Here is a 23900-nt window from a genome sequence, read left to right on the forward strand (position 1 = left end):
TTTGCCGCTTTCATATACTGCCGCCACACCGTGGCCGCCCAATCCGGTTAGCACCTTGTCCGGCGCTGTGTCGGCGAGGAAGTCGACAACCTCGCTCGCGGTTCTCTCTTCCTCATTCGAGATTTCCGGATGCTGGTGCAGCCTGCGGCGCCATGCCGTCAGCTCGACAATGTCTCGATTGGTCAGGGTCATTTTTTTCCTGCTCCGCTTGGCGCTAGAGCAATTCCAGGAAACGTGTGAAACGGTTTTCCGTTCGGAATTGCGTCAAGACAAAGAGATAGAGCGGCTCCGCGATTCTATCAAAAACTGAACCGCTCTTGCAACCGCCAGTTGGACTGGCCCGAATTTAGGTGTCCAGTGCCAAGGGGACGGGATGGTTCCCGGAGCCCAGCCCGAAGGCCCGACGTGGTCGGCTCCGTGCTGCAGCCGACCGGTTCGATCCGAGCCGTGCCTACATCTTGAACACGCAAAGCAGCGCAGACTTCCATAACGACGCTACACGTGTCCGGCGTTGATACCTGGATAGGGCGAGCTGTGCCAAGACGGGTTCTCGGGGCGCCTCAAGCTATGTCCTTCAACGTGTCCAGCGGCCCTTTCAGAGCCGACCTCGGTTGGATCAACTCCGGGGCAATCAGGAAAATCTGCGGCGCCGTCGGCGGTTCATTGATCAGCTCGAACGCCTTCGCGATCATCGCCTCAAAATTCTGCCGCACCATGATTACGGGGAAGGGTAGAAAAGAGGCGAATGGGTCATAGTCGTAGCAACCGACGACAAGCTCGCTAAACATCTCCGCCGGCCGGCCCGCCATGAAACGCAGCAGACCCTCCATATTGATTGACGAATTGATGAACAACGCGCGCGGCAGCTTGCCATGGCGTTGGCAAAACGCCTCGAAGGCACGCAGGGTTATGTCGGGCGAATAGCCGGAGGACTGTACTCCGTCATCAGGGTCGGCGCCCAACAGTGCCTTTTTGGTCGCATGGAAAGCGGCGATGCGTTCGCGGCTTGCGTGGTCGTTGCGGCCGCCAAACAGAAACAGCTCGTCCGGCCGCAGAGGGTCATCATTGCCGAACTGGCGGATGATTGCCTCCGTCAGCATCCGCGCGCCCTCATAGTTGTCGCTGATCACCGAATGCGCCTTTGCTCCCGGTAGGTCGATGTTGATATGCCTCAGTCCCGCCGCCTCGCAGACCTCGTGCACGCCGTCCGGATCGGTGGCGCCGACGATGAAGAGCTGGTCGATTGAGTAGGAGATCAGCGTTTCCGCGGTCCGGCGTTCCTCTTCCGGGTCGCGGCTGGCACTGACCACGACCGGGCATTGACCGCGGCTGCGCACATGTCCCTCAAATGTCTGCGCCATGGACGAGAAGTAACGATTGTCATGGATAGGCAGCATCAGGCCGACCAGGCCCGATCGCGAGCGTCGCAAGCCTCGCGCCTGCAGATTGGTGGTGTACTGGTGGCGTTCGGCGAGGCTGAGAATTGTTTCCGCCGTACTTTCCTTGATGCGGCGCTTGCGCCAAGTGCCGTTCAGCACCGCGCTCACGGTCGACGGCGAACTGCCCGATAGTACGGACAGGTCATAGATCGTCGCCTTCTTCTTGACCTGCTGATCCATCTGGCCCTCCGGAGCGTCTCTTTAGAGCAATATCCCGCTAGAGCAATATCTCGCTTGACGAGCGCATCATGATGCACAATAGTTAATGCACCATCGATTGTGCAAGCACAAAACGGTGGCGGAGGTGTGTTCCCGTTCGGAACGTTATGGGAGGAGTACAGATGAAAAAGTTCATGATCGCGGCGCTCGCCGCGACCCTTATGCTTGGCGGATCAATCGCTGCCATGGCACAGCAGGCCGGCAAGGTCGGCGTCGTCGTCAAAATTGGCGGCATTCCCTGGTTCAACGCAATGGAGGCGGGCATCAAGGAGCGCGGCCAGAAGCTCGGCGTCGACGCATTCATGGTTGGCCCGACCAGTGCCGATCCGGCACTGCAGGTCCGCGCCATCGAGGATCTGATCGCACAGGGCGTGAAGGTCATAGGGGTCGTGCCAAACGATGCGAAAGTGCTTGAACCTGTCCTGAAGAAGGCCAAGGACGCCGGCATCATCGTCATCACGCATGAATCGCCTGGCCAGAAGGGCGCCGACTGGGATTTCGAACTCGCGTCCGCGACCGGCTTCGGTGAGGCTCATGCCAAGCTCTTGGCGGATAAGATGGGCGGCAAAGGTGAATATGCAGTCTTCGTTGGTTCGCTGACAGTGCCGCTGCACAATGCCTGGGCCGATGCGGCAATCGCGTATTTGAAGAAGAACCATCCGGACATGAAGCTTGTCGGCGATCGTTATGGCGTCGCCGAGGATGTGGACAAGAGCCGCAGCACGGCACTTGACCTGATTTCCGCCAATCCCGGCTTGAAAGGCTTCCTTGCCTTCGGCAGCCAAGGCCCGATCGGCGCTGGCCGCGCAATCGAAGAGCGCCGGAAGGTGGGCCAGATATTCGTGCTCGGCCCATTCTCGCCAGGTCAGGGCCAGAAGCTCATCAAGAGCGACGCGATCTCCGGCGGCTTCATGTGGAATCCGAAACAGGCGGGTGAGGTTTTCGTCACGCTGGCCGACCAGCTCATGAAGGGCAAAGAAGTCAAGGATGGCGATACGATCGAAGGGCTAGGGACAGTCAAGCCCGACTTCGAAAACCACAACATCATCGTCGATCAGCTGGTCCCGATCAACAAGGACACTGTCGACGGCCTCGCGGCGATGGGCCTGTAAAGCCGCCCAAGGCTGTGGCAGCCGGGCTGACCTCGAGCCAGCCCGGCTGAGGATGTGTCAACGCAATTAGATCCAGGTTCAACTCGATGGCTGATCAGGAACCCGATGGCTCCGCGTCACGGCCGCTGCTATCGCTCCGCAATGTGAACATGACGTTTGGCGGCGTGAAGGCCCTGAAGAATGTCAGCTTTCAGGTTCTGCCGGGCGAGGTGCATTGCCTCGCCGGCGAGAACGGTTCGGGCAAGAGCACGCTGATCAAGGTCATCACTGGCGTGTACAAGCCCGAGGCTGGCGCCGAGATCGACTATGACGGCCAGAACTACGCCCATATGTCACCGGTGACGGCGCAGGCCGGCGGAATTCAGGTCATCTGGCAGGACCTCGCCCTGTTCCCCGAGATGACCGTCGCCGAGAACATCGCGTTCCAGACTGTCATCGGCCGCTGGCCGCGGCCGGTCAACTATGCGGAAATGCGGCGTGTCGCGACCAACGCGTTGCGACGTCTTGGTGTTACCCTCGATATCGATCTCGCACTCCACAATTTTCCCATCGCACAGCGGCAGATCGTAGCGATAGCGCGCGCGCTCGTCGGCGAAGCGAAGCTCGTCTTCATGGATGAGCCGACGGCCTCGCTCACCCAATCTGAAACCGATTATCTGCTGGACATTGTGCGCAATCTGTCGGCGTCGGGCGTTGCCGTCGTGTTCGTCAGTCATCGCTTGGCGGAGGTTCTCGAAATCTCCAGCCGTGTGACGGTGCTGCGCGATGGTGCCTTGGTTGGCGTCTATCCGACCAAAGGTCTGACCCAATCGCGCATCACGGAGCTGATGACTGGTAAGACCTTCGACTATTCCGTCCTGCATCGCGATTTGAGCACGAGCCCGGTTATGCTTGAGGTTAAAGGGCTGTCGCGGCCCGGCGAATTCGAGGACGTGTCATTGACGGTCCGGCGCGGCGAGACGCTCGGCGTCACCGGGCTGCTCGGGGCAGGGCGCACCGAGCTGGCGTTGACGTTGTTCGGCATGCGCAAGCCGAGGTCCGGCTCTGTTGTTCTGGATGGCAGGCCCGTGCGCTTCGGTTCCAACCGTGAGGCGATCGCCGCCGGCGTTGCCTATCTTTCGGAAGACCGGCTGTCGCTCGGCCTCATTCAGCCCCAGTCAATTGCCGACAACATGGTCATCGCCTCGCTGGACAAGGTTCTTTCGGGCGGTTTCATTTCGAGCGATCGCAAATGGTCCCTGGTCAGTAGCTGGATAAGGGATCTCGGAATTAGGATCGGAAAGCAGGAAGACGCGGTCTCGACCCTGTCGGGGGGAAATCAGCAACGTGTCGCAATTGCAAAATGGCTGGCGACTGAACCGAAACTGCTGATCCTCGACGGACCGACGGTCGGTGTCGATGTCGGCGCGCGTGCCGGCATATTCGATATCGTTTCCAAGCTGGCCGACAGCGGCCTGTCGATTATCCTGATCTCGGACGAGGTGCCTGAAGTCTATTTCAACGCGGACCGTGTGCTGCACATGGCTCAGGGGCGCATTGTCGGCGAATACGTTCCCGGCGCCACGTCCCTCCAGGCGATCGAAGAGGCGGTCTATGCGTAGGTTTGTCCGCTCTCACGCAACGGAGCTGGCTTTGCTCGCCGTGATCGCGGTCATCTGCGCCTTCCTGTCGTTTGCGACAGACCGGTTCTTCACCCTCGGCAATGCGTTTGACCTCCTGAACACAAGTTCGGTCAACATCATCTTCGCCGTCGGTCTACTCGTCGTGCTAATTGCCGGCGGCATTGATATCTCCTTCGCGGTTGCTGCCTCCGTCGTGCAATATCTGACGGCGATCGTCCTTGGCTGGATCGGCGGCGGGAATTGGATTGTCGGCCTCACCATCGCTGGCGCATTGGGCGTCACCTTGGGCTGCATCAACGCTTTCCTGATCCACAGGTTTAGGATCATCTCGATCGTCGCCACGATTTCGACCTTCAACATTTTCTTCGGCTTGCTGATGTTCTTCACAGGCGGCGTTTCGATCTACAATCTGCCGGACTGGCTCACCGCCCGCGTGGTGCTGTTCGAGCGCGAGATGGCTGATGGCACCTGGGCGGAGATCACCCTACCCGTGCTCATTATGGCGATCTGCGTATTCGCTACCTGGGCGTTGATCACGCGCACGACCACTGGTCGCCAGCTCTACGCTTTCGGCGACAATCCGGAAGGCGCGCGCCGCTTCGGCATCAATGTTGGGGCCATGCAATTTATCGCCTTCGGCTGGCTTGGCCTGATGGCAGGCATCGCCGGTCTCGTCCAAGCGCATTACGCGCAGGAAGTGGTGCCTAACGCCCTATATGGGCGCGAACTCGACGTCCTGGCAGCCGTGGTCCTTGGCGGTGCGCGGCTTGGCGGCGGCAAAGGCAGCGTGCTCGGCTGCATTCTTGGCGTTCTGTTGGTCTCGATCACCCAGAACGGACTTAATTTGATGGGCGTGTCGCCTTTCGCGTTCAAGATGATCGTCGGCACCATCATCCTAGCCGCCATTACCCTGTCGAACACCAGCATCGAACGCGTGCTGCCGTTCCTGAAAAGCCGGCGGGTGCCTTCATGACGGCTGTGATTGAACGCGTCCGCAACTTGCTCGGCCCCGAACTGGCAGGTCCGCTTGCCGCGTTGGTGGTAGTCATGATCGTGTTCGGCATTGCCGCACCGAACTTCCTTTCCCGGGCTACTTTTGGATCCGTCGCGTACCAGCTGCCGGAACTCGGCCTGCTCACACTCGCCATGCTGCTCCCGATCCTGACCGGCGGCCTGAACCTGGCCATCACCTTCACGGCCAACATCGCCGGGCTGACGCTCGCTTGGATTCTTCAAAGCCAGGGCGGCGTCGACGCGGGCATCGGTGCCTTTGTCCTTGGCGCGATCCTTGCCCTTGCGGTCGGAGCACTTAGTGGACTGACCATGGGGCTCGTCATCGCCTACACCAAGGCTCACCCCATCCTGGTCTCGCTGTCGATGATGATTTTCCTGCGCGGTCTCGGTGAGTTCCTGACGCACGGCGGCGACGTGTCCGGCTTCCCTAGCTTCCTGGCGCCGATCGGCTACGGGTCGATTCTTGGGATCCCAATTCCGTTGCTCATTTTCATCGCTTGTGTGCTGATCTGGCACCTCCTGCTGACGCGCATGAAGCTGGGCTTCAACACCTATATGATCGGCTCCAACATCGAGGCCACGCGCTACTCCGGCATCAATACACGCAAGGTCCAGGTTCTGGTCTACACATTGTCCGGTGCGATGTGCGCGGTCGCCGGCATCATCATGCTCGCGCGCTTCAATTCGGTGCGTGTAGGCCACGGCGAGTCTTACCTGCTGATCACTGTGCTTGCCTGCTTTCTTGGCGGGGTCAATCCGTTCGGCGGTTTCGGTCGCGTGATCCCTGTGTTCGTCGCGCTCGTGGTGCTCCAGCTTCTGTCCTCGGGACTCAATCTGATGGGCGCCAATCAGCATCTGGCGACGGCGGTCTGGGGCATTTTGATGGTCACGGTGATGATCCTGCGCTGGCTTGCCGGGCGCCTAAAGTTCCTAAACACAGACAAAGGGTGAGTTAGATGCATGGTTTTGGGGTCCACACCTCGATGTGGACGATGAACTGGGACCGGGCCGGCGCAGAGAAGGCGATCGCCGCTTCCGTCAAATACGGCATGGACTTTATCGAGATCGCGCTTCTGAACGCGCCGGCGGTCGATGCCGCGCATACGCGCGCCTTGCTCGAAAAGCACAATCTTCCAGCTGTTTGCTCGCTTGGCCTGCCGGAGCGGGCCTGGGCCTCGGTGCGGCCGGATGCCGCCATCGAATATCTCGAAGTGGCCATCGACAAGACTGCAGAGATGGGCGCTCTGGCGCTTTCCGGTGTGATTTTCGGCGGTATCGGCGAACGAACCGGCGTGCCACCCACCGAAAAGGAATACGACAACATCGCGCATGTGCTGACCGTCGCCGCCAAGCATGCCAAGACGCGCGGCATAGAGCTCGGAATCGAGGCGGTGAACCGCTACGAGAACCACCTGATAAATACTGGCGCGCAGGCCGTCTGGATGCTCGAGAAAGTCGGCGCCGACAACATCTTTGTCCATCTCGACACCTATCACATGAACATCGAGGAGAAGGGGGCCGCCAATGGCATTCTGGCCGCTCGCGAGCACCTGAAATATATTCACTTGTCAGAGAGCGATCGCGGCACCCCGGGCACCGGCAACTGCCCCTGGGACGAGATCTACGCAACGCTCGCGGCGATCGGCTTCAAGGGCGGACTTGCCATGGAAAGCTTCATCAACATGCCGCCGGAAGTCTCCTATGGCCTCTCCGTCTGGCGGCCGGTCGCGAAGGACGAGGCCGAAGTGATGGGCGATGGCTTGCCATTCCTGCGCAACAAGGCTCGCCAATACGGTCTGATCTGACCCAATGTATGACGCGCAGGAGGCGGACGGCGTGAATATCGCCGTCTTCGACGTTGGCAAAACCAACATAAAAGCGCTCGGCGATGACGTTCGACGGCGTGCTCGCCGAGAGTCTTTCTGTCCGCAACGAGGTTCGGCCCGGTTCACCTTGGCGGCACCACGGTGGCGAACCGGTTGGGCAGGCGCGGCATTGGCCGATAGAACGGGAGCTTGCTATCGACTGCTGACAGAGGGCCGCCCGCCCCCGATGAGCGCGGCATCGTCTCTCTCCCGTCGCCGACGCCTCACCAAGCCAGTCACCACGCTGCCAAGCGAGATCGCGCCGGCGCCGGCTATGGCGAGGGCGAACATGCCGCCGGCTATGGCGAGATCCTTTTCGAAATGCAGCAATTCGTTCTGGCTGGCGAAGTTGGTGTGGAATAGGGCGGCCGTTGCCAGGCAGAACAGTCCAAGGCAGACCGCGCCCAGGCGCGTCAGGAAGCCCAGGCCCACGGCAAGCGCAGCTCCCAGCTGAAGCGCTATGGTGCCGATTAGAAGCGGCGAGCTGATGCCGAGCGCGGCCATGGCTTTTGCGGCATTGTCGAAGTGGCTCGCCAACTCAAGCCCTTCATGCACGAAAAGCAGTGACAGCAGCAGCCGACCAATCAGCAGGGTCAAGTCGCGAAGGTGTAGCTTTGAGGCGATTTGTCTTGTTGTCACGATTGGCTCCAGACGGAACGAAGGGGCAGGCGCCCCGAGGCGCCTGCCTTGGCTTATTTGGTCACTTTGGTGTCGATGGCCTTTTGCAGGTCCGCGCGCTCCTCGCAGCCGGCCGGGCAGAGCTGCGTCAGCGACGCTAGCTGCTCCCTGGCTTTGGCCATATCGCCGGTCGCGACATAGAGCTCGCCGAGATATTCGCGCGCGGCCTTGTGGTCCGGCTTCAGTTCGAGCGCCTTGGTGTAGTAGGTTAGCGCCGTCTCGTAGTCGCCGGTCTTGCGCAGCGTAAAGCCAAGTAGGTTGTAGACGTCGGCCTGTTGGGTGTCTTGCGCAAGGTCGCGAAGGTCGGCCAGCGCGCCCGTATAGTTCTTGGCCTCAATCTTGGCTTTGACCCCGGTGAGGTCCGGTGCGTCGTCGCCTTCGACGTTATCCACGGCATAGGCCGGCACGATGACGGCGACGGGCACGACGGCCAGGACCGTCAGGGCACCTAGGAGCCCGACAAGGGCAGGTTTCCCGAAAACTTTGTGGTTCATTGTCTCTCTCGCTTTCTTGTGCTCCCGTTCAGATCTGCACGGGGGTGAAGCCATAGGCGTTGCCGTCCTTGACGAAGGTGCCGGTGCCAGGGAAGGGGAAATGCGGGCGGCGGCCATGTTGGCCGGCAGATGGGTGGCATTGGTCTGCCATTGGCCGACGCCCGATCCGGCATCCATCATGATCAGCCTGCCATTCATCTTGAGAGCGAGGACGGTGAGCGGGATGGGCATGAAGTCCGTCGTCAGCCGGCCTTGGCAAGCGCTGCCTTGGTGTCCTCGACCGAGACATCCTTGATGAAGGCAGGGTCGTGCGGCTTGCGCCAAATGCCATCATAGATGGCGGTGATCTCGATATCGCCTACCTTGTATTTGTAAAAGCCGACGGCCGGCTCGACCGGCATTTCCGCCAAGGCGGGACGGGTGAATTCCAGCTTTCCGGCAAGGCCGAAGGCGGCAGCGGCGGCAGCGGATCCAAGCAGTGTGCGGCGTGTCATGTTGAACATGGTGATCTCCTGTGGGAAACTGTGATTTCCAGGGAGACGGAGCGCCCCTGGCCCTCCGTCCCTGAATCGGATTCGACCTCAGTTACCCCAGATGCCCTGCCCGGGTTCGTCCGCGTCAGACTTCGTGGTCAGCTTTAGCTTGTGCTGAGCCATGGCCGGCTTCTGGATCGAAGCCATGTAAGACTTGTCGACATTGGCCACCGGCTGGTTGGCATTATTCGAGTCGAAGTGGTCGCTGCCGGCGAGAGCGGTGCTCGTCGCAACGAGGATGGCGGCCGCGGTAATCGTGGTCTTTTTCATGTCGATAATTCCTGATTTCGAGAGTTGAGATGTTTTCGAGGGTTGATTGACGGACCGCGATCAGCGGGCCCAGATGCCGTCGCGGTTGTGCTGGGCGATGATGTCCTGAACAGTCATCTGGCTCGGCCCAGTCGTCACCTTGGTGTCGATGCCGTTCTGACGTCCGCTGTCGGGGGCCTGGATGGAAGCGGTATAGCTGTGGTCGACAGTCGAGGCCGGCTGGTTGGCGCTGTTCGAGCCGTAATGGTCGCTGCCGGCAAATGCAGTGCCTGTTGCGAGCAGCATTGCGACTGCAGCAAATGTGGTTCTGTTCATTTCGAGGTTTCCTTGTTTTGGGGTTGAGGTGCGTGCGGAGAACGGCCCCGCTACACAGCAAGACCCGGCAGCGCTTGGCTTTATTCCCGCGGTGCCGCGAATTTTTTGAGACTGCAGGATTTCGGGCTGGACAGAAATGCCGGCTGGCGAGTGATGCGGATGAAATGGAATGAAACGACGGAACTGGCTGGCGCGCCAAGGCGGCGGCCTTCAGCCTTGCCGCGCGATTGAGTCCGAGAGGACTACGCGAGGACACACTTCTGCCTGAAGTCGGCACGATGCGGCCGCCCTTGGCCTCAGCTACGCATGCAGAGAGTACCGAGGTCTGGAAGGACGGATATCAGCCGGTCACGACGGCGACACGGAAGCGCGCCACGAAATCGTCGAGCTCGGGTCGCTCCATGTCGGAAATCGCCCAATAGGAGAAGGCGCCCTCGCTCCACTGCACCAGCGAGAAGCCGCCCTCCGAAAGATCGACCGGCTCGGTTACCGCCCCGGCATTTTGAGGCTCGGCGACAAGTGTGATCAAGTGCTCACGATGGCGATACACCAGTGCGGGCACCGGGCGGCCGCCGATGACCTCGACCCTGCCGCCGACGAGGGCAAATCCCTCCTTGGCCATGTCCGGCGCGGGCGGTGAAAGCCCGAGCCTAGCGTCGAGCCAAGGCTTTACCGTGTGCCGGTCCGACGAGACGACATCCACCGGGCTCGTCGCGAGCAGGCTGCGACGATGGCCGCTGGCCACGCCGGCGGTAAAGCTGTCGGGCGCGCGCTGCATCGCCCATTGCGTCGCTCCGCTGGCCAGCACGGCGCTGATCATGATCGAGGCCGCCATGGCACGCCAGTCGAATGAGCCGAAGCTTCGCGCCGACCACACCGTTCGTGCGGGCTTCGCCTGTGCCGGAGGCGCCCTGGGCCGCAGCACCTCCACGTTGTCGGCGGCGGCCACGGCTGCGATGCGTGCGCTGAGGGCGTCGCTTGCTTTCGGCTTCGGAAGCGAACCCAAAACCTGTTGCAAGGCAACGATGCGGGCATGTTCGGCCGCGAGACTGGGATCGGCGGCCATGCGACGCTCGACCGCTATTGCTGCTGCGGCGTCAAGCTCGCCATCGACCAACGCGTGCAGCATCAGGTTCATGCCTGCAGCGTCCTCGGGCAACCCGTCATTGTGCGCGTTCATTGCGCCCTCCCAAGTTCAGAGATCAGCAGGCCGCGCGCTCGCGCCAGCCGTGACATCACCGTACCCATTGGCACGCCCAGCATGGCCGCGATATCGCGGTAGGCGAGGCCATTGATGTCTCTCAGCACGAGCGTCTCGCGAAAGGGCTGCGGCAAGGCGGCTATCGCCGATTCGAGGGCCGATATGTCAGCCTTGGCGATGAGGCTTGCCTCCGGGCTTTCGCTTTCGGGCACATCGGCTGCGTGTGCGGCGCTCATCTCGTCGAGATCTTGGAGGTCACCTACGGACACGATGCTGCGCGGCCGATTTCGCGCCAGCCATGTGTAGCAGGAATTGCGAACGATAGTGAGCAGCCACGCTCGTGCATTGCCGCCGGCATAGCTGGCGATGCTTGCATGCGCCTTCATGCAGGCGTCCTGCACGACATCCTCGGCGTCCGTGGCATTGCCGGTCAGCCAACGGGCAAGGGAAAGTGCGTCGGCGAGATGAGGCATCACCACTTCGCCGAAGCGGTCGGCCTGCGCATTGCTGCTCAGCGTGGGTGCGCTGTCATATACGCCGCGCCTTGAGTGCTCGTGGGGCAAGGGTGGTTCCTTGCGAATGAATCCGGCAGAACTTTGCCGGGGCGCCAGCCGCGAATGTGAAGGCAAATGTCTCATCGATGTCAATCACACTCTGGACTGCAACCATGCATGCGTTCGAACGTATGGAGCGCAAGGATTGCCGCATTCACGATCAGGACCACACCCGCGAACACCGGGCATTCTCTACCCCGACCGGAGCAGGGTCTCACGATGAACTGGGGCGGAGCCAACCAACCTAACGCGACAAACCTGTCGCCTTCTAGGGGCCCCAGAATCCGTCGACCGACGGGGTGGCGCTCGTCAGTGTGGGGGCTTGCAGTGTGGTGCTCCTTCGGGGTCAGTCAGCAGCGTATGCATGGAAGACCAGGGCAGGACGCGGTTTATTCCCGGGTGCCTTATTCTTTTCACGGCAATGTTGGGGCCGGCACTACGCTCGCGCAGGATGCCACCCGCAGCCGGCCCTCATCCGTATCCTCGTTCCGGAGAATCCGCTCGGCGACTTGGAGCAACCGACGAGGTTCGATTAGGGCAGCAACCCGGTACGGATCGCCCGGGAAACCGTCGTCGCCAAGCCAGCGGAAGCTGAGCGCGCCAAGCCGCGTCTCTCCGGCTGCGCCGAGCAGGTAGTCGCTTTTCGCAAGGGCGCGAACGGGCACCACCTTCGCGTTCGGCGATGCGGCGCGCTGCATAGGCGACGACCCGCTATCCGGCGCCGAATCGCCTATGGAATCGAAGGTCGCCAGTCCGGCAGTAGGACCAAAGGCACCACGCATCAGTACAAATGCCGGCTCCAGCGAAAAGGGTGCGGATCCTGCAGCCATGCGCCGATCGGGCGCGTGCGGCCGTCCAGATCGACGTCCACCTCGAAGTCAGCCATCGCCAGAGGAGCCGGGGGCCCTTGCGCAGCGATGGTGGCTTCCACGCCAGCGGGGTCGCCGCGACGCCCGTTAACGTGAGTCAAGGGGCATCTGTCTCGGTCAGCATACGCGCACATCGGTGATGGACGCGCCACCATCACTGTCCATCATGCCACCGTTGGGGCTCTCATCTACTCGGCACCGGCTCTTGACGATCTGCCCGAACGAGCGCGGCCCGCAGTTTGATCCACGTCATTGAAGTGCAGCTGCCAAGGTGTGAAATTGTGGGGTCAGTGGCGAGAAAGAGGAGATCGCATCGATGCTGATCCGCACGCTGTCTTCACTGGAATGTACGAAGTTGCTAGCGGCCAATCGTATCGGCCACTTGGCATGCGCGAAGGACGGGCAACCCTACGTCGTGTGTTTCAACTACGCCTACGCTGACACTCACCTCTATGCGTTTTCCTTGCTAGGCAAGAAGATCGAGTGGATGAGAGCCAATCCCTTGGTGTGCGCCCAGGTCGAGGAACACGGCCAAGGACGCGGATGGAGAAGCGTCATTGTCGAGGGCCGCTTTGAAGAACTGAGCGACCGGACCGGCCACGAGTTTCAACGCGGTCATGCATGGGCAGTGTTGAGCAAGCACACGGACTGGTGGGAGCCTGGCGCGCTCAGGCCGATCACACCTCCCGTGTCAGACAGCTCGCCGCCCGTCTTCTTCCGGATTCTCGTTGAAGAGGTGTCGGGCCGGGAGGCAATAGAATAGGCTGTTTTCCGGTAGATTGACGCGTTGCACGGAACGCAAGCACCTGGCCGACAGTGGATTGCGCCGGCCCGATCGTTTTCAGCCTTTGAAATCTCAGCTCGACATTTCGATTGGCGCCGATGATCGCCAACGTGCCGGTGGCAAGGGGAAGCTATAGATCGCGAACTTGGGTCGAGACGCACAATGGCGAGGCAACAGCGCAGCGACCAGAACCCCGGAGTCTCTCGAGCACAATCCGACGCGGATCAGTGGGACTTCCCGATCGTTTGCATCAGCCTGCAGAGGCCGGGCCGCCAGCCGGCGTTCCTCGTAGTGCAGATCGATCTAATGCCATGGTCTGCTGTGTTGAGCGGCATCGACGCCTTCTGGCCGCCGTAGACAGGTTTTAAAGGAGCAGGGCCGCCAAATACTGGCCCTCCCGAGCCATCGGCTGGGTAGGTTTAGTGGCCAGTCGGTTGCTTGAGCGATCCGCGCGCCGGCAGCTGATTCGTCAAAAGCCCGTTGACAGCATTGAGGCTCAAGAGAAGATCCTCCATGTGATCGCTGCAAGCATGGTGGATAAAATGCAACTGCAGCCAGGCGAAATGGCCGACCTCGCAAACAGTGTTGGCCCGTTCCGAACCCATATTGCCGACTTGCTCCGAAGCGAGATGCGGTTCCCCTTTCGCTCGAAAAAATCATGTCTCGACCGGCAGCCGGTTCGACCGCTTGATCTGCGCAAGCGCGAAGCTGGACTCGATCGAGGAGACGCCATCGAGCCGCGTCAGCTTTTCCTTCAGGAAGCGCTCATAGGCGTGCAGGTCGCGCACCACCACACGCAGCAAATAGTCGCGCTGGCCAGTCATCAGATAGCAATCGACTACCTCCGGCCAGCGTGCGATCGCTGCGTTGAACCGCTTCAGCTCGTTCTCGCGCTGGCGCTCAAGCTTGATCGAGGCGAACACCGAGATCGGCAGATCGACCATGTCCTGGTCGATCAGGGCGGCATAGCCGGTAATCACCCCCATATCCTCCATCAGGCGGACCCGGCGGGCGCAGGGCGAGGCCGAAAGTCCGACCCGCTCGGCAAGCTGCTGCGCCGTCATCCTGCAGTCGACCTGCAGCGCGGCAATGATCTTTCGGTCGATATCGTCCAGTCGGCGTTTTGGCATGGAACGTTACTCCATTGGTCGATATTGCTGAAACCAGCTAACGCAGCTGCCAATCTCATGCAAGTTTAGCGACAATCGGTTCTTGCTCCGCCCTAGGATTGCGACGATCGCAACCGGGAGTCTTGCAGCATGGACAAACAAAAACTGGAGGCACTTTCGGCGCTGGAGAAGAAGGTGCTCTGGCTGTCGACATGGATGATCCATAACGCCAATCACCTGCGCGAGAACGCCGACGGGCTAAAGGTTGGCGGACACCAGGCGTCCTCGGCCTCGCTGGTGACGATCATGACCGCACTTTATTTCTTAGTGCTGAGGCCGGACGACCGCATCGCAGTGAAGCCGCATGCCTCGCCCGTGTTTCACGCCATCCAGTATCTTCTGGGGAATCAGACGAGGGAGAAGCTCGAAGGGTTTCGCGCCTTCGGTGGCGCGCAAAGCTATCCGTCGCGGACCAAGGATGTCGACGACGTCGATTTCTCCACCGGCTCCGTAGGTCTCGGCGTCGCGCAGACGCTGTTTGCCTCCCTTGTGCAGGATTATCTCGGCGCCCGGGACCAAAACATGCCCGAGGGCCGCATGGTGGCGCTGCTCGGCGATGCTGAGATGGATGAAGGCAACATCTTCGAGGCGCTGCTCGAAGGCTGGAAACACGGCCTGCGCAATTGCTGGTGGATCGTTGACTACAATCGCCAGAGCCTCGATGCCGTTGTCCGCGAAGGACTTTGGGAACGCTTCGAAAGCATCTTCAGGAATTTCGGCTGGGATGTGGTCATCCTGAAATATGGTTCGCTGCTCGAGGCCGCCTTCGCCGAGCCGGGCGGCGAGGCGCTGAAGGCCTGGATCGACGCCTGCCCGAACCAGCTTTATTCGGCACTGACCTTTCAAGGCGGCGGCGCCTGGCGCAAGCGGCTGCTTGCCGATATCGGCGAAAAGCCGGGCCTGAAATCGCTTCTCGACCGGCGATCCGAAACCGAACTCGCCGCGCTGATGACAAATCTCGGTGGTCACGACCTGCAGTGCCTGATCGAAGCTTTCGAGACGGCGCGCGGCAACGACCGGCCGACCTGCTTCATCGCCTATACCATCAAGGGTTTCGGCCTGCCGCTGGCCGGCCACAAAGACAACCATGCCGGGCTGATGACCAAGGATCAGATGGCAGTCTTTCGCGCCTCGATGTCGATCGGTGAGGGGCGGGAGTGGGATGCCTTCGAAGGCTTGGATATTGGCAAGGTTGATTTCCGACGTTTCCTCGATGCGGTGCCTTTTGCCGCGAAAGGCCGACGCCGCCGGCACGCCCAACGCATCCGCGTCCCCGATCGTCTCGGCCCGGAAGCCAAGGGCAGCGTTTCCACCCAGGTAGGCTTCGGCAGGATCCTGGACGAGATTGCACGGGCCGGCGGGCCGCTTGCCGACGCAATCGTCACCACGTCGCCCGATGTCACCGTTTCGACCAATCTCGGCCCCTGGGTCAACCGGCGCGGCCTGTTTGCGCGTAGCTCGCTCGCCGACACGTTCCGCAGTGAACGCATAGCCTCGGCGCAGAAATGGGAATTCGGCCCCTCCGGCCAGCACATCGAGCTCGGCATTGCCGAGAACAATCTGTTCATCCTGCTGTCGGCCCTCGGGTTGTCGCATTCGGTCTTCGGCAAACGGCTGTTGCCGATCGGCACGCTCTACGATCCGTTCATCCAGCGCGGTCTCGATGCGCTCAACTATGCCTGCTACCAGGATGCGCGCTTTCTCCTTGCAGCCACCCCGTCGGGCGTCACGCTGGCGCCGGAAGGTGGCGCGCATCAGTCGATCGCCACCCAGTTGATCGGCATGGCGCAGGACGGGCTTGCGGCTTACGAGCCGGCATTCGTCGATGAGTTAAGCGTCATCGCGCGTTTTGCACTGGATTATATGCAGCGCGACGGCGACGCCGTGCAGTCGGAGCGCACCTGGCTGCGCGACGAGACCGGCGGCTCGGTCTATCTGCGGCTCTCGACGCGCCCGGTTGAGCAGATCATTCGTACCATGGAACCTGAGCTCGAGCAGGACATTGTCGACGGCGGCTATTGGCTGCGGCATCCTGGCCCGAATGCCGAGGTGATCGTCGCCTATACAGGCGCCGTCGCGCCGGAAGCCATCGAGGCGGTCGGCATGATGGCCGAGGATCGTCGCGACGTCGGTCTTTTGGCGGTAACTTCGGCCGATCGGTTGAACGCAGGCTGGACTGCGGCAAGCCGCGCACGCGAGCGCGGCCTTCTTCATGCCAGGAGCCATGTCGAACGGCTGTTCGCCGATCTTCCATCCCATTGTGCGATCGTCACCGTCGCCGACGGCCACCCAGCGGCACTCGGCTGGCTGGGCTCGGTCTACGGCCATCGCACACGTAGTCTCGGCGTCGAGCACTTTGGCCAGTCGGGGACAATCGGTGACCTTTACCGGCACTTCGGAATCGACGCCAATTCGATAGCGACAGCCGCCGACCGGATTGCTGGTGGGCGCCCCATCCGCTATCTGCGCGCGCTGGATTGACCGATGATGTCGTTGACGGCTGTTGCAGACCGGAAGGGTGAATATTGTGCCCAAGATGCGGCCTCGCCTGCTTGGCCCTTCGTCGCCATGCCGGCTCCAGGCCGCTTCGTCTCCAGTCGGGTGCCGTGACCGCAAAACTGTTCAGCCCGCGACTTTGAGCTGTTCGATCTCAGCAATCTCGGCTTGCTTCGCTCGGCCTTGGACGGCGAGGTCATAGCTGGCCTGCATGTTCATCCAGAACTGCGGCGTGGTGCCGAAGAACTTGGCCAGGCGCAGTGCGGTATCCGGAATGATCGGGGTCGCCTCGTGCGTCAAGCGCTCAATGCGGGTGCGCGGTACATGCAGCTTCTTCGCCAGCGTATAGGGCTTCAGGCCAAGCGGTGCGAGATATTCCTCGCGAAGGATTTCTCCCGGATGGATCGGAATGTCAAGGTTCAACATTGTTAAGCTCCTGGCAGTGAGCGATAGGTTGGTTTTGTCTAGATTGTTTGGCAAGGGCATCGACAGTCGCAATATGCTTAGTGATAGTCGGTGATTGCTACATCCTCTGCCGCCCCGTCTACCCACCGAAAGAGACAGGGTATTGATCATTGATGCGGATCGAATGCTGACCGGCACGATTGCCTTTCAGCGGGGCAATTGGTGTCCGGCTCAACGTCCGATGACGCTTGGCCCGGCACGTCGTTCGAGTGCAGCTCCGATCATTGGTTCTGTGACCGAACCTAATCGTCATTATAGATGATGGCAGTCAACCGCATGCAAATCATGGCCTTGAACGTTTTTCCGTAACAGCCGAGCGCAAATCGTGTTCCTTCCACGCGGTTGACATTCCTCCCTCAGCCGCCATGCTGCATTGCAACATGGCCATCGAGGAGTTCGGCATGACGGAAGGCCGGTCATCGCGCATCGAGTGCCTGGACGGGCTTCGGGCGCTCGCCGCGATCTGGGTGCTGATTGGGCACTGCCTGCTGTTGACCGGCTGGCAGATTCCCATCCTCGGCGAACCGGATCTCGGCGTCGATCTCTTCATCATGCTGTCCGGCTTCCTGATGGTGTTCCACTACCAGCTGCGCCAGGACAAGGAGCCCTGGCAAAGGCCGGAAACCTGGCTGAAATTCTGGACCCGCCGCTATTTCAGGATAGCGCCGCTGTTCTATGTCATGCTGTTCGCTGCCCTGGCGCTTGGCCCCTATCTCTACCAGTCGAGGATGGTCATCGACGAGTTCCTGCTGCGGTCGCCGCAGGCGCCCGAGCGTTATCTCGACAGCGGCCTGAAGAATATCGGCGCCCATCTGCTGTTCCTGTTCGGCCTGGTGCCGAATTTCGCCTATCGCACGCCGCTGCCCGACTGGAGCCTGGGGCTGGAGATGCAGTTCTACGGACTCTTCCCGGCGGTCATGCTGCTGGTGCGCAGGCTTGACTGGATATGGAGCGCCATCCTTGTCGCCGCGATCGGCAGCGCGATCGTGTTCTTGATGGGACAATTATCGGTGCATTTTCCGATGCCGTCGTTCCTGCCGCTGAAGATGCAGATTTTCCTGTGCGGGATGCTGCTGGCGGGCGTCGTCCATCAAAGGCAGAAGCGGCCCTTCGCATATCTGGCATTGGCCATGGCTCTGGCCGCGCTGCCCTTCGGCGGCGGCTACGGGCTTGGCAAGTTTTTGATGCGCGAAGCGCTCGTCGTGGGTTTCTTTGCCCTGGTTCTCTACCGGATGCTGCCGGGAATGATGGGCATCGTGGCCAGAAAGATCGCCATGACGCTCGCCAACAGGTTCTTTCATTTGATGGGTGAGCTTTCCTTCAGCATCTATCTGATCCATCTGCTGGTTCTCCAGCCGGTGGCGGCTCTGGTCATCACCCGGTTCGGCCACGAATTGTCGGCGCCGGTGCGGTTTGCGATCGTTGTTGCCGTCGTCTTGCCGGTGGTGTGCCTGCTGTCCTGGATCACCTACACGCTGATCGAAGTGCCCGGCCAGAAGATGGGCCGTTTCGTCGTGCAGCGCTTTGGGCGGACCCCGGCGCTCGAGGCGGTCAAGCCCGGCCCATGACCAGCCGCCAGACGGGGGTTTCGAGCTGCACCAGCGCCCTGTCATTGGGGCTGCGGGCGACGTCAATCATACTGGCCTTGTAAGTCAACGGATGCGCCATCTTGATGGCGAGCGCCGCCACCAGCATTTCGCTGAACCGCGCGTCCCGATCGTTGGGTTCGGCGAATTCGCCACCAATGCCGAGCTGGCACTGGCGGCAAACTGGGACCGCACGCCCTCGAGCCTCAAGCGCATTACGTTCATCGCGCTGAAGACGACCGAGGCGTGATCGGGCGAAGGGGCGGGCGTCAGACGTCCCACTCTTTCGGGACGCCAGGTCGGCCACTGTGGGGAATCCCAAGTTCACCCGCTGCGCTGCATCAGAGTGATGTGAATTTTGGGGTTCGCTACAACATTCATGTTGCCCTTTGGCCAATCGGCGGCACCAAACAGTTACAAGAAAGGGCGATGCTGACTGTCTCGGCAGGGGAGGTAACTATGAACGTGAAGTACAAAACAGTTCAGGAAGTGCTCCGAAAAGCGGGCATTGTCATGAGCAAGAAGGGGGAAGTTCATCGCATAAACTTCTTCAGCGGCCTGGAAAACACCGCCTACTACACACCAGCTCTTCAGGATGCCCTGGAAAAGGGCTTGGCTATGGCGGGAGGTGCCGGAAGGGTGAAAGCAAGCGTCTTTGCCAAGTCAGCCGAAACAGGGATCTCGACCAGCGCACGCATCGGCTGACACAATCCAAGCAAGACATCGCCGCGTTGCGCGGCGGTGTCCTGAAACTGCCGAAGCATTGCCGTCTTCCTTGCTCGAATGGGAAAAAGACGGCTGACGAAGCATCTGCCACGCCATTTCCTGACGGGCGGTTGGCGTCGTGACGGCCCCCGAGCACGAGACGTGCAACGTTCTGCCCAACCCAAAATCACAAGAAATCCCAGCCGCATTGAAGCGGCTTTTTGCCGTGGAGGCACCATGCCCCGTTTTCCCCGACCAACCACACAGCCGGAGGCCTGAGCCATGGCCATCACCCCGCTCGACATCGCCAATATGGCGCTCGCCGTGCTCGACGAGGCCCCAATCGAGAGCCTCGATCAGAGAGAGATCTGCCGACAAGCAGGTGAGGGCGGTGCCAGCATTTCAGAACCGCGCCTCCCCTCACCCCCGGTGGGGCGCTCTCCCCAAAATTGTGACGGGGGAGAAGCGTTAACGGTCAATAATCGCCGTTGTAATAGCGCTCGTCGCAGGGCGCGGTGTAGATGCGGCCGCTGGTGCGGTCCTGATAGCGGCAAAGCTGTTCGCTGCGCGGCTGCGGCGTGGTGGCGTTGCCGACGACGGCGCCCAGCAAGGCGCCGGCTCCGGCACCGATGACCGTGCTCTTGGTGTTGCCGCCGATCGCCTGGCCGGCAAGCGCGCCGGCGCCGGCGCCGAGCAGCGCACCGGTGCTGGTTCTCTGCTGTGCTTCGGTCTGCGCGCAGCCTGCCAGCGCGGCGGTTACGAACATGGCGGCAATGGCTCTGGACATGGTCATCGTCTGATACTCCCTTGAAGTTTATGAACTAATACGCAGGCTGATTTGCCAAGTACGGTCGCATTTGCGGCGGAACATAGGCACCGTGCCTCACGAAATGAGACATGGTTGTTTTTGTCTGACAACTCCGGTTCGGAAAGAAATGTAACCGAACAAGACCACAGAGCTTCATCCCAAGTCGACTTTCGAGGCGCTACGCTGCCTCGATCTGCATCACCTTTTTTGCCGCAGCGGTCAGAAATCCCGATCGGCTGTAGCCGTGGCGCACCGCATATTGGTCGATCTGGTCGAGGACATCTTCCGGAATGGTGACATTGACACGCACGACCTTCGCCGCTTCGGCCTTCAAGGGAACCAGAATGGCGACACCGCTCAGATTGTCCCTGTCCGACATCACTTCCTCGAGGGAGGACGGCTCGGGAATGGCTTCGCCATCCTCGATCAACCCCTCGACATGAAAGGCCAGTGCTTCCTCGGCCATAGCGCGGGCATCATCCAGGCTGACGCCAGCCGTCACCAGGCCCGGAAAATCGGGAAAGGAGACGCCGAAGTCGCTGTCCGCTTGCTTGTGGATCAATCCGATGTAGTTGCGCATTTCTCTACCTCAGCTTCACGCCGGATTGTTTTTCAATACTTTTGAGAGTGCCGATCGGGATGTCTCGCTTAGGGTGCGGTACTGTCACTCGGCCCGATTTGGCTTTGTGCTTGAACTGGGCGTGACTTCCTTTTCGAGCCACCTCGTACCAGCCATCCGCCAACAGCCTGTGAATGACATCGGCGCTCTTCATGTTGTGTATATATACACACAGCTGACCCAAATGTCCATGAGATTTGCCGCAGATTACATGCCGCGGTCCAGTTGAACCTTCCTCAAATTCCTCAAAAATGGAGAAACCAGATGACCCGAGGTCTTCCCCGGACGCTTTCGCGTGCCGCCGCCAGAGAAGCCGGCCGTGCCCCGCCAGGCGGGGCTTACCGCCAGGACGATCGGGCAGGGCGGCGCCTACCGAACCGTCTTCTCCTTCAATGAGCCGGTGCCGGTTACACTACTCTGGGGGAACTGGGGCGACAGTGCCTGAGGCCGCTTGGCTTAGACCAATGGCGTTCTGTCGGACCAGAATGGCGTAGAGTTTCATTCACCAGATAGCCGACTGAGGCCGCAGCCATGGCCTGAGATCGTCGGGGTGTGCTGCGATGCAGGCTCGCGTTCTGCAGATCTTCGAGCAACCCGTCGCGGCTTCCCTCACGTGGCGATTGCCTTCGACGTTCCAGCGCTCGACGAGATCGAAAATGTCGCTGAAGCGATCTGTCTCTCCGACCTCGAGATTGTGGATCAGGTGGAGTGCTAGCTTCGACACGGCGAGACACGGCGGTTCTTCCGGCCCATCGCACCACTCGTCCTGGGAACGGGTCCCGCTGCCCGCGGAATGGCGGCTCGAACATGTTCGAGCCATCGAAGGTGAGATCTGCGGCCTCGTTCTCTCCGGTCATGCTGCCTCTTTTCGCGCGGCAGCGTGCCACCAGCGGGCACCTTGCGCGGCCACCGGCCAACTGAGACAACGGGTCCGCCCCTGTCGCCAAAAGCTGGTTTGACGGTCTTTCCGAAGGCAATCGCAACCTCGCTGAACCAATGGCTGGACCAAGCCTGACAGGCTCGATCGCGTTTTCGCCTCCTATGTGGACTGGAACGGCAGCAGGGTGAGAGCTTGCGCGTTCGACTTCTCGGTCGCTTTGAACAGGACACTTCGAAAGACACGGAAAATCGGTAGCGATCGGACGTCGACGTTAGCTGAGGGTAGTTACGCGCTCCCGTCCGTCTCGCTTTCCTCGTCGATCGCCCGAACCGGCAAATAGGCATTCGTTTCCAGCCATTCTCCCAAAATGATCTGAATAAGGTCTGGCCTGCCGATTTTCATCTCAGCTGCTATGGAATCGAGTGCATCTGCGGTCGCGGACTCCAGCGGCACGCCATCGACGTTTCGGAGCATCAAAGCAGCGCGACGCAGGAGGATCTGCAAATCCGCGCGAGACATGTCGGCTATGCGCTGAGTTGCGCTTTCGAGATCTTCAGCAACAGATCGGCGTGTCATTGGTATCACTCGGTGTATGGCATCCGGCCTTCGCCCTGCTGCTCGGTTTTCGGCGCTTTTTGGAGAGGATGGCTGGCCTTCAGTACGCTCATCGTCCTTCATTTGCGGTTGCCGGGCCGGTGCGTCGGGCTCGTCTGATGGCCAGAGCTACAGGGTCGCTTCGGCTGATTGGGCCTATTGCAGCAGTGCCGACTATGGGCACCATCGACGGTTCGTCATCTTGTACTTTCCTGGTTTTTAACTCCGCGATTTCCTCGTCACGCCTGGAAATGCGACTTTCCAGATTTGCGAGACGCTCGGTCAACAAATAGCGGCCGACCGCAAATCCGCCTCCTCCGAAAAGAACGGCAAAACTGGCAAAGGCGGCTGGGTTGGCCAGCATCAGCGCGGAGTTAGTTTCCAAAAAGCTGATAAGATCCTGCATCGTCAACTCGACCTCATCATGCTGCGAACAAGCGAGCTATCGTCACCGGCTCGCTCGGCCGTGGTTGGCCTATTTGTCGCGAATCATCCGGGTTCATGTGCGTCTCGAAAAACCTGAGCAGCTCGCCGTCGTCACCATAGCCATCGGGCCGCATGGTCCCAACCTTCATGGCTCATCCCAAGATTGGCGGCGTGTCGTCGTAACCGAACGCCACGAGTCCAGGGTGCCGGTGAGCGAGGGCCAGAATTTGAGTCTCAAGCTCGCAGTTATACGCCATGAGCGCCTTTACGGTCTCAAGGGGGCTGTCGTATCGGGCGATGAGTTTGACCGCTTCAGAATGGAGTTCGGCTTTCGCTTCAGCGTCCAGGCGAATAATGCCCATTGTCGTTCCTCCTACTGTTTGCCCGACGCGGAGCCGAGAGTTCGTCAAGACGGCCTTAGAGACAGCCATTGAGGACGATCATTTCCTTGAGCGCCTTCACCGCGTCGCCCTTGTGCTGGGCGATGAATTTGTCGGCGATCGCCTGCAGCGCAGCTTCTTGCTGTCCAGTCTCACAATGTGGTCCACGGCCGTTGCTCCAAACCTTCTCTTTGCGAAGTGAACAAAAACGGAACAAAAATGTCAAGAGCGAATTGACTCGACGAGGAATAGATTCCTATTTTGACGGCGTGTGGGGCGGGTGCTTACAGCCAAGGAGAGCCGCATGGGCAGACGAAAAAGCCGGTATGACAGACTGTTGCTCGGCACGCTGAGGAGATCATAAGGGAGGCACTAAGCCGCCGCGACGCGGTGCTTTCTGCGCAACTCAACCTGAAAGCAAACGGCCCGTTGTTTTGGCAACTTTGTGGGCTAGTCGACAAATTGCACGAGGTCTGGCCACTGTCGCGGAGAAGGAGCCTGACTACCGCGTGCCGAACCTTGGTCTTCTACCACTCCCGGAGGACTATTCCACGCGGAAATGACCACAGCGGGGCCGATGGACAGCTTGGGGCGCGCCAAGGCCAACATGCTGCTCATCGTCGAGTGTGGCTAGAAGCGCCTTGTTGCGACGATTCGCGTTAAGTCGCGATGCCACGAGCGGCACCTCCAGCTCGCCATATTAGAGCGGTTCCCCCTTTGACGGAATCAAAGGGGATTCCAGATTTATCTGTTTTGTGATTCAAGATGCTGGCTGGAGTGGAGGCCAGCATCGGATGACCCGA

General features: G+C 60.6%; 29 protein-coding genes and 3 pseudogenes. 11 read left to right on the top strand and 21 right to left on the bottom strand.

The annotated features are described in order from the left end of the window. Both NKH23_RS32260 and NKH23_RS32265 read right to left on the bottom strand, forming a co-directional pair. Positions 1 to 192: pseudogene (locus NKH23_RS32260) on the bottom strand (amidohydrolase); the annotation flags it as partial. 368 nt (positions 193 to 560) lie between these two features. Then, positions 561 to 1619, bottom strand: a complete 1059-nt coding sequence (locus NKH23_RS32265) for a LacI family DNA-binding transcriptional regulator (RefSeq protein WP_352912300.1) — start codon at positions 1617 to 1619, stop codon at positions 561 to 563. Positions 1620 to 1780: 161 nt separating this feature from the next. Between NKH23_RS32265 and NKH23_RS32270 the strand changes: the two genes are divergently transcribed. From NKH23_RS32270 to NKH23_RS32290, 5 genes are all read left to right on the top strand, one after another. Continuing rightward, the gene (locus tag NKH23_RS32270) at positions 1781 to 2770 is read left to right on the top strand and encodes an autoinducer 2 ABC transporter substrate-binding protein (RefSeq protein ID WP_352453092.1); all 990 of its coding nucleotides are present in this window, start codon (positions 1781 to 1783) and stop codon (positions 2768 to 2770) included. Between the two features lie 86 nt (positions 2771 to 2856). Beyond that, positions 2857 to 4371 (top strand): sugar ABC transporter ATP-binding protein, encoded by a 1515-nt coding sequence (locus NKH23_RS32275; RefSeq protein WP_352912298.1) that lies wholly within the window; start codon positions 2857 to 2859, stop codon positions 4369 to 4371. Next, positions 4364 to 5365, top strand: a complete 1002-nt coding sequence (locus tag NKH23_RS32280; protein WP_352912296.1) for an ABC transporter permease — start codon at positions 4364 to 4366, stop codon at positions 5363 to 5365. Before NKH23_RS32275 ends, NKH23_RS32280 begins: the two co-directional genes overlap by 8 nt. Continuing rightward, a complete protein-coding gene (locus tag NKH23_RS32285) occupies positions 5362 to 6357 on the top strand; it encodes an ABC transporter permease (protein ID WP_352912294.1) in 996 nt (331 codons plus the stop codon). Before NKH23_RS32280 ends, NKH23_RS32285 begins: the two co-directional genes overlap by 4 nt. Positions 6358 to 6362: 5 nt before the next feature. Continuing rightward, complete coding sequence (locus NKH23_RS32290; RefSeq protein ID WP_352912292.1) at positions 6363 to 7211, top strand: sugar phosphate isomerase/epimerase family protein; 849 nt, start codon at positions 6363 to 6365, stop codon at positions 7209 to 7211. A gap of 213 nt (positions 7212 to 7424) precedes the next feature. On the opposite strand, the gene NKH23_RS32300 is transcribed toward NKH23_RS32290, so the two are convergent. The 9 genes and pseudogenes from NKH23_RS32300 to NKH23_RS32340 form a co-directional block, all read right to left on the bottom strand. Continuing rightward, positions 7425 to 7910: a DoxX family protein gene (locus NKH23_RS32300; protein ID WP_352912290.1), complete on the bottom strand. Its 486-nt coding sequence runs from the start codon at positions 7908 to 7910 to the stop codon at positions 7425 to 7427. 53 nt (positions 7911 to 7963) lie between these two features. Next, complete coding sequence (locus NKH23_RS32305) at positions 7964 to 8443, bottom strand: tetratricopeptide repeat protein (RefSeq protein ID WP_352912288.1); 480 nt, start codon at positions 8441 to 8443, stop codon at positions 7964 to 7966. A 28-nt stretch (positions 8444 to 8471) separates the two neighbouring features. Next, positions 8472 to 8594 (bottom strand): hypothetical protein, encoded by a 123-nt coding sequence (locus NKH23_RS32310; protein ID WP_353036433.1) that lies wholly within the window; start codon positions 8592 to 8594, stop codon positions 8472 to 8474. Next, positions 8543 to 8946 (bottom strand): annotated as a pseudogene (locus NKH23_RS32315) (MBL fold metallo-hydrolase); the annotation flags it as partial. The gene NKH23_RS32310 and the pseudogene NKH23_RS32315, both read right to left, overlap by 52 nt. 78 nt (positions 8947 to 9024) lie before the next feature. Next, positions 9025 to 9246 (bottom strand): DUF680 domain-containing protein, encoded by a 222-nt coding sequence (locus NKH23_RS32320; protein ID WP_352912286.1) that lies wholly within the window; start codon positions 9244 to 9246, stop codon positions 9025 to 9027. A gap of 60 nt (positions 9247 to 9306) precedes the next feature. Further along, entirely contained in the window at positions 9307 to 9561 is a 255-nt protein-coding gene (locus NKH23_RS32325; RefSeq protein ID WP_352912284.1) for a DUF680 domain-containing protein, read from the bottom strand. A 340-nt stretch (positions 9562 to 9901) separates the two neighbouring features. After that, positions 9902 to 10741 (bottom strand): anti-sigma factor family protein, encoded by an 840-nt coding sequence (locus NKH23_RS32330; protein ID WP_353036425.1) that lies wholly within the window; start codon positions 10739 to 10741, stop codon positions 9902 to 9904. Beyond that, positions 10738 to 11277 carry a sigma-70 family RNA polymerase sigma factor gene (locus NKH23_RS32335; protein WP_352912456.1) on the bottom strand — a complete coding sequence of 180 codons (540 nt, stop codon included), beginning with the start codon at positions 11275 to 11277 and terminating at the stop codon, positions 10738 to 10740. Before NKH23_RS32335 ends, NKH23_RS32330 begins: the two co-directional genes overlap by 4 nt. A 509-nt stretch (positions 11278 to 11786) precedes the next feature. Continuing rightward, a pseudogene (locus tag NKH23_RS32340) lies at positions 11787 to 12202 on the bottom strand (type II toxin-antitoxin system HipA family toxin); the annotation flags it as partial. 299 nt (positions 12203 to 12501) lie between these two features. Between NKH23_RS32340 and NKH23_RS32345 the strand changes: the two are divergent. Beyond that, entirely contained in the window at positions 12502 to 12948 is a 447-nt protein-coding gene (locus NKH23_RS32345; protein ID WP_352979324.1) for a pyridoxamine 5'-phosphate oxidase family protein, read from the top strand. 677 nt (positions 12949 to 13625) lie between these two features. On the opposite strand, the gene NKH23_RS32350 is transcribed toward NKH23_RS32345, so the two are convergent. Beyond that, positions 13626 to 14099: an Lrp/AsnC family transcriptional regulator gene (locus tag NKH23_RS32350; RefSeq protein ID WP_352912278.1), complete on the bottom strand. Its 474-nt coding sequence runs from the start codon at positions 14097 to 14099 to the stop codon at positions 13626 to 13628. Positions 14100 to 14228: 129 nt separating this feature from the next. Here NKH23_RS32350 and NKH23_RS32355 point away from each other — a divergent pair, with 129 nt between their 5' ends. Next, on the top strand, positions 14229 to 16619 hold the full coding sequence (locus NKH23_RS32355; RefSeq protein WP_353036428.1) for a thiamine pyrophosphate-binding protein: 2391 nt from the start codon (positions 14229 to 14231) through the stop codon (positions 16617 to 16619). A gap of 141 nt (positions 16620 to 16760) precedes the next feature. Here the strand turns inward: NKH23_RS32355 and NKH23_RS32360 are convergent, their stop codons facing one another. Continuing rightward, on the bottom strand, positions 16761 to 17060 hold the full coding sequence (locus NKH23_RS32360) for a HigA family addiction module antitoxin (RefSeq protein ID WP_352716682.1): 300 nt from the start codon (positions 17058 to 17060) through the stop codon (positions 16761 to 16763). Between the two features lie 440 nt (positions 17061 to 17500). On the opposite strand from NKH23_RS32360, the gene NKH23_RS32370 reads away from it, so the two are divergent. From NKH23_RS32370 to NKH23_RS32380, 3 genes are all read left to right on the top strand, one after another. Further along, the gene (locus NKH23_RS32370; protein ID WP_352979326.1) at positions 17501 to 18667 is read left to right on the top strand and encodes an acyltransferase family protein; all 1167 of its coding nucleotides are present in this window, start codon (positions 17501 to 17503) and stop codon (positions 18665 to 18667) included. Positions 18668 to 18758: 91 nt separating this feature from the next. Next, a complete protein-coding gene (locus NKH23_RS32375) occupies positions 18759 to 18935 on the top strand; it encodes a hypothetical protein (RefSeq protein ID WP_353036430.1) in 177 nt (58 codons plus the stop codon). Between the two features lie 209 nt (positions 18936 to 19144). Then, positions 19145 to 19390 (top strand): hypothetical protein, encoded by a 246-nt coding sequence (locus tag NKH23_RS32380; protein WP_352716688.1) that lies wholly within the window; start codon positions 19145 to 19147, stop codon positions 19388 to 19390. Positions 19391 to 19865: 475 nt separating this feature from the next. Here NKH23_RS32380 and NKH23_RS32385 read toward each other — a convergent pair whose 3' ends face one another. From NKH23_RS32385 to NKH23_RS32395, 3 genes are all read right to left on the bottom strand, one after another. Next, positions 19866 to 20183, bottom strand: a complete 318-nt coding sequence (locus NKH23_RS32385; protein WP_352716690.1) for a YMGG-like glycine zipper-containing protein — start codon at positions 20181 to 20183, stop codon at positions 19866 to 19868. 193 nt (positions 20184 to 20376) lie between these two features. Beyond that, positions 20377 to 20778 carry a type II toxin-antitoxin system HicB family antitoxin gene (locus tag NKH23_RS32390; protein WP_352716692.1) on the bottom strand — a complete coding sequence of 134 codons (402 nt, stop codon included), beginning with the start codon at positions 20776 to 20778 and terminating at the stop codon, positions 20377 to 20379. Between the two features lie 4 nt (positions 20779 to 20782). Beyond that, positions 20783 to 20971 carry a type II toxin-antitoxin system HicA family toxin gene (locus NKH23_RS32395; protein ID WP_352716693.1) on the bottom strand — a complete coding sequence of 63 codons (189 nt, stop codon included), beginning with the start codon at positions 20969 to 20971 and terminating at the stop codon, positions 20783 to 20785. 141 nt (positions 20972 to 21112) lie between these two features. Here NKH23_RS32395 and NKH23_RS32400 point away from each other — a divergent pair, with 141 nt between their 5' ends. Next, positions 21113 to 21262 (top strand): hypothetical protein, encoded by a 150-nt coding sequence (locus NKH23_RS32400; RefSeq protein WP_352716694.1) that lies wholly within the window; start codon positions 21113 to 21115, stop codon positions 21260 to 21262. Positions 21263 to 21319: 57 nt separating this feature from the next. On the opposite strand, the gene NKH23_RS32405 is transcribed toward NKH23_RS32400, so the two are convergent. The 5 genes from NKH23_RS32405 to NKH23_RS32425 form a co-directional block, all read right to left on the bottom strand. After that, positions 21320 to 21637 (bottom strand): DUF7674 family protein, encoded by a 318-nt coding sequence (locus NKH23_RS32405; protein ID WP_502908417.1) that lies wholly within the window; start codon positions 21635 to 21637, stop codon positions 21320 to 21322. 345 nt (positions 21638 to 21982) lie between these two features. Then, positions 21983 to 22375: a hypothetical protein gene (locus NKH23_RS32410; protein WP_352979328.1), complete on the bottom strand. Its 393-nt coding sequence runs from the start codon at positions 22373 to 22375 to the stop codon at positions 21983 to 21985. Beyond that, positions 22362 to 22697: a hypothetical protein gene (locus tag NKH23_RS32415; RefSeq protein WP_352716696.1), complete on the bottom strand. Its 336-nt coding sequence runs from the start codon at positions 22695 to 22697 to the stop codon at positions 22362 to 22364. Before NKH23_RS32415 ends, NKH23_RS32410 begins: the two co-directional genes overlap by 14 nt. A 172-nt stretch (positions 22698 to 22869) precedes the next feature. Beyond that, complete coding sequence (locus tag NKH23_RS32420) at positions 22870 to 23079, bottom strand: hypothetical protein (protein ID WP_352979330.1); 210 nt, start codon at positions 23077 to 23079, stop codon at positions 22870 to 22872. 55 nt (positions 23080 to 23134) lie between these two features. Next, on the bottom strand, positions 23135 to 23323 hold the full coding sequence (locus tag NKH23_RS32425) for a hypothetical protein (RefSeq protein ID WP_352979332.1): 189 nt from the start codon (positions 23321 to 23323) through the stop codon (positions 23135 to 23137). Positions 23324 to 23900: the final 577 nt, after the last annotated feature.

The sequence above is a fragment of the Mesorhizobium sp. M1328 genome (genome assembly GCF_040318075.1).
Classification (GTDB): Bacteria; Pseudomonadota; Alphaproteobacteria; order Rhizobiales; family Rhizobiaceae; genus Mesorhizobium.

Excerpts from the sequence above, each read along its gene's own strand:
- NKH23_RS32390 (WP_352716692.1), bottom strand. The coding sequence starts at position 20,778 with ATGCGCAACTACATCGGATTGATCCACAAGCAAGCGGACAGCGACTTC.
- NKH23_RS32275 (WP_352912298.1), top strand. The coding sequence starts at position 2,857 with ATGGCTGATCAGGAACCCGATGGCTCCGCGTCACGGCCGCTGCTATCG.
- NKH23_RS32385 (WP_352716690.1), bottom strand. The coding sequence starts at position 20,183 with ATGACCATGTCCAGAGCCATTGCCGCCATGTTCGTAACCGCCGCGCTG.
- NKH23_RS32345 (WP_352979324.1), top strand. The coding sequence starts at position 12,502 with ATGCTGATCCGCACGCTGTCTTCACTGGAATGTACGAAGTTGCTAGCG.
- NKH23_RS32395 (WP_352716693.1), bottom strand. The coding sequence starts at position 20,971 with ATGAAGAGCGCCGATGTCATTCACAGGCTGTTGGCGGATGGCTGGTAC.
- NKH23_RS32280 (WP_352912296.1), top strand. The coding sequence starts at position 4,364 with ATGCGTAGGTTTGTCCGCTCTCACGCAACGGAGCTGGCTTTGCTCGCC.
- NKH23_RS32330 (WP_353036425.1), bottom strand. The coding sequence starts at position 10,741 with ATGAACGCGCACAATGACGGGTTGCCCGAGGACGCTGCAGGCATGAAC.
- NKH23_RS32310 (WP_353036433.1), bottom strand. The coding sequence starts at position 8,594 with ATGGCAGACCAATGCCACCCATCTGCCGGCCAACATGGCCGCCGCCCG.
- NKH23_RS32410 (WP_352979328.1), bottom strand. The coding sequence starts at position 22,375 with ATGAAGGACGATGAGCGTACTGAAGGCCAGCCATCCTCTCCAAAAAGC.
- NKH23_RS32380 (WP_352716688.1), top strand. The coding sequence starts at position 19,145 with ATGAACGTGAAGTACAAAACAGTTCAGGAAGTGCTCCGAAAAGCGGGC.
- NKH23_RS32415 (WP_352716696.1), bottom strand. The coding sequence starts at position 22,697 with ATGCAGGATCTTATCAGCTTTTTGGAAACTAACTCCGCGCTGATGCTG.
- NKH23_RS32360 (WP_352716682.1), bottom strand. The coding sequence starts at position 17,060 with ATGTTGAACCTTGACATTCCGATCCATCCGGGAGAAATCCTTCGCGAG.
- NKH23_RS32305 (WP_352912288.1), bottom strand. The coding sequence starts at position 8,443 with ATGAACCACAAAGTTTTCGGGAAACCTGCCCTTGTCGGGCTCCTAGGT.
- NKH23_RS32320 (WP_352912286.1), bottom strand. The coding sequence starts at position 9,246 with ATGAAAAAGACCACGATTACCGCGGCCGCCATCCTCGTTGCGACGAGC.
- NKH23_RS32290 (WP_352912292.1), top strand. The coding sequence starts at position 6,363 with ATGCATGGTTTTGGGGTCCACACCTCGATGTGGACGATGAACTGGGAC.
- NKH23_RS32265 (WP_352912300.1), bottom strand. The coding sequence starts at position 1,619 with ATGGATCAGCAGGTCAAGAAGAAGGCGACGATCTATGACCTGTCCGTA.
- NKH23_RS32370 (WP_352979326.1), top strand. The coding sequence starts at position 17,501 with ATGACGGAAGGCCGGTCATCGCGCATCGAGTGCCTGGACGGGCTTCGG.
- NKH23_RS32405 (WP_502908417.1), bottom strand. The coding sequence starts at position 21,637 with ATGGCTCGAACATGTTCGAGCCGCCATTCCGCGGGCAGCGGGACCCGT.
- NKH23_RS32420 (WP_352979330.1), bottom strand. The coding sequence starts at position 23,079 with ATGGGCATTATTCGCCTGGACGCTGAAGCGAAAGCCGAACTCCATTCT.
- NKH23_RS32270 (WP_352453092.1), top strand. The coding sequence starts at position 1,781 with ATGAAAAAGTTCATGATCGCGGCGCTCGCCGCGACCCTTATGCTTGGC.
- NKH23_RS32350 (WP_352912278.1), bottom strand. The coding sequence starts at position 14,099 with ATGCCAAAACGCCGACTGGACGATATCGACCGAAAGATCATTGCCGCG.
- NKH23_RS32285 (WP_352912294.1), top strand. The coding sequence starts at position 5,362 with ATGACGGCTGTGATTGAACGCGTCCGCAACTTGCTCGGCCCCGAACTG.
- NKH23_RS32355 (WP_353036428.1), top strand. The coding sequence starts at position 14,229 with ATGGACAAACAAAAACTGGAGGCACTTTCGGCGCTGGAGAAGAAGGTG.
- NKH23_RS32325 (WP_352912284.1), bottom strand. The coding sequence starts at position 9,561 with ATGAACAGAACCACATTTGCTGCAGTCGCAATGCTGCTCGCAACAGGC.
- NKH23_RS32375 (WP_353036430.1), top strand. The coding sequence starts at position 18,759 with ATGCGCCATCTTGATGGCGAGCGCCGCCACCAGCATTTCGCTGAACCG.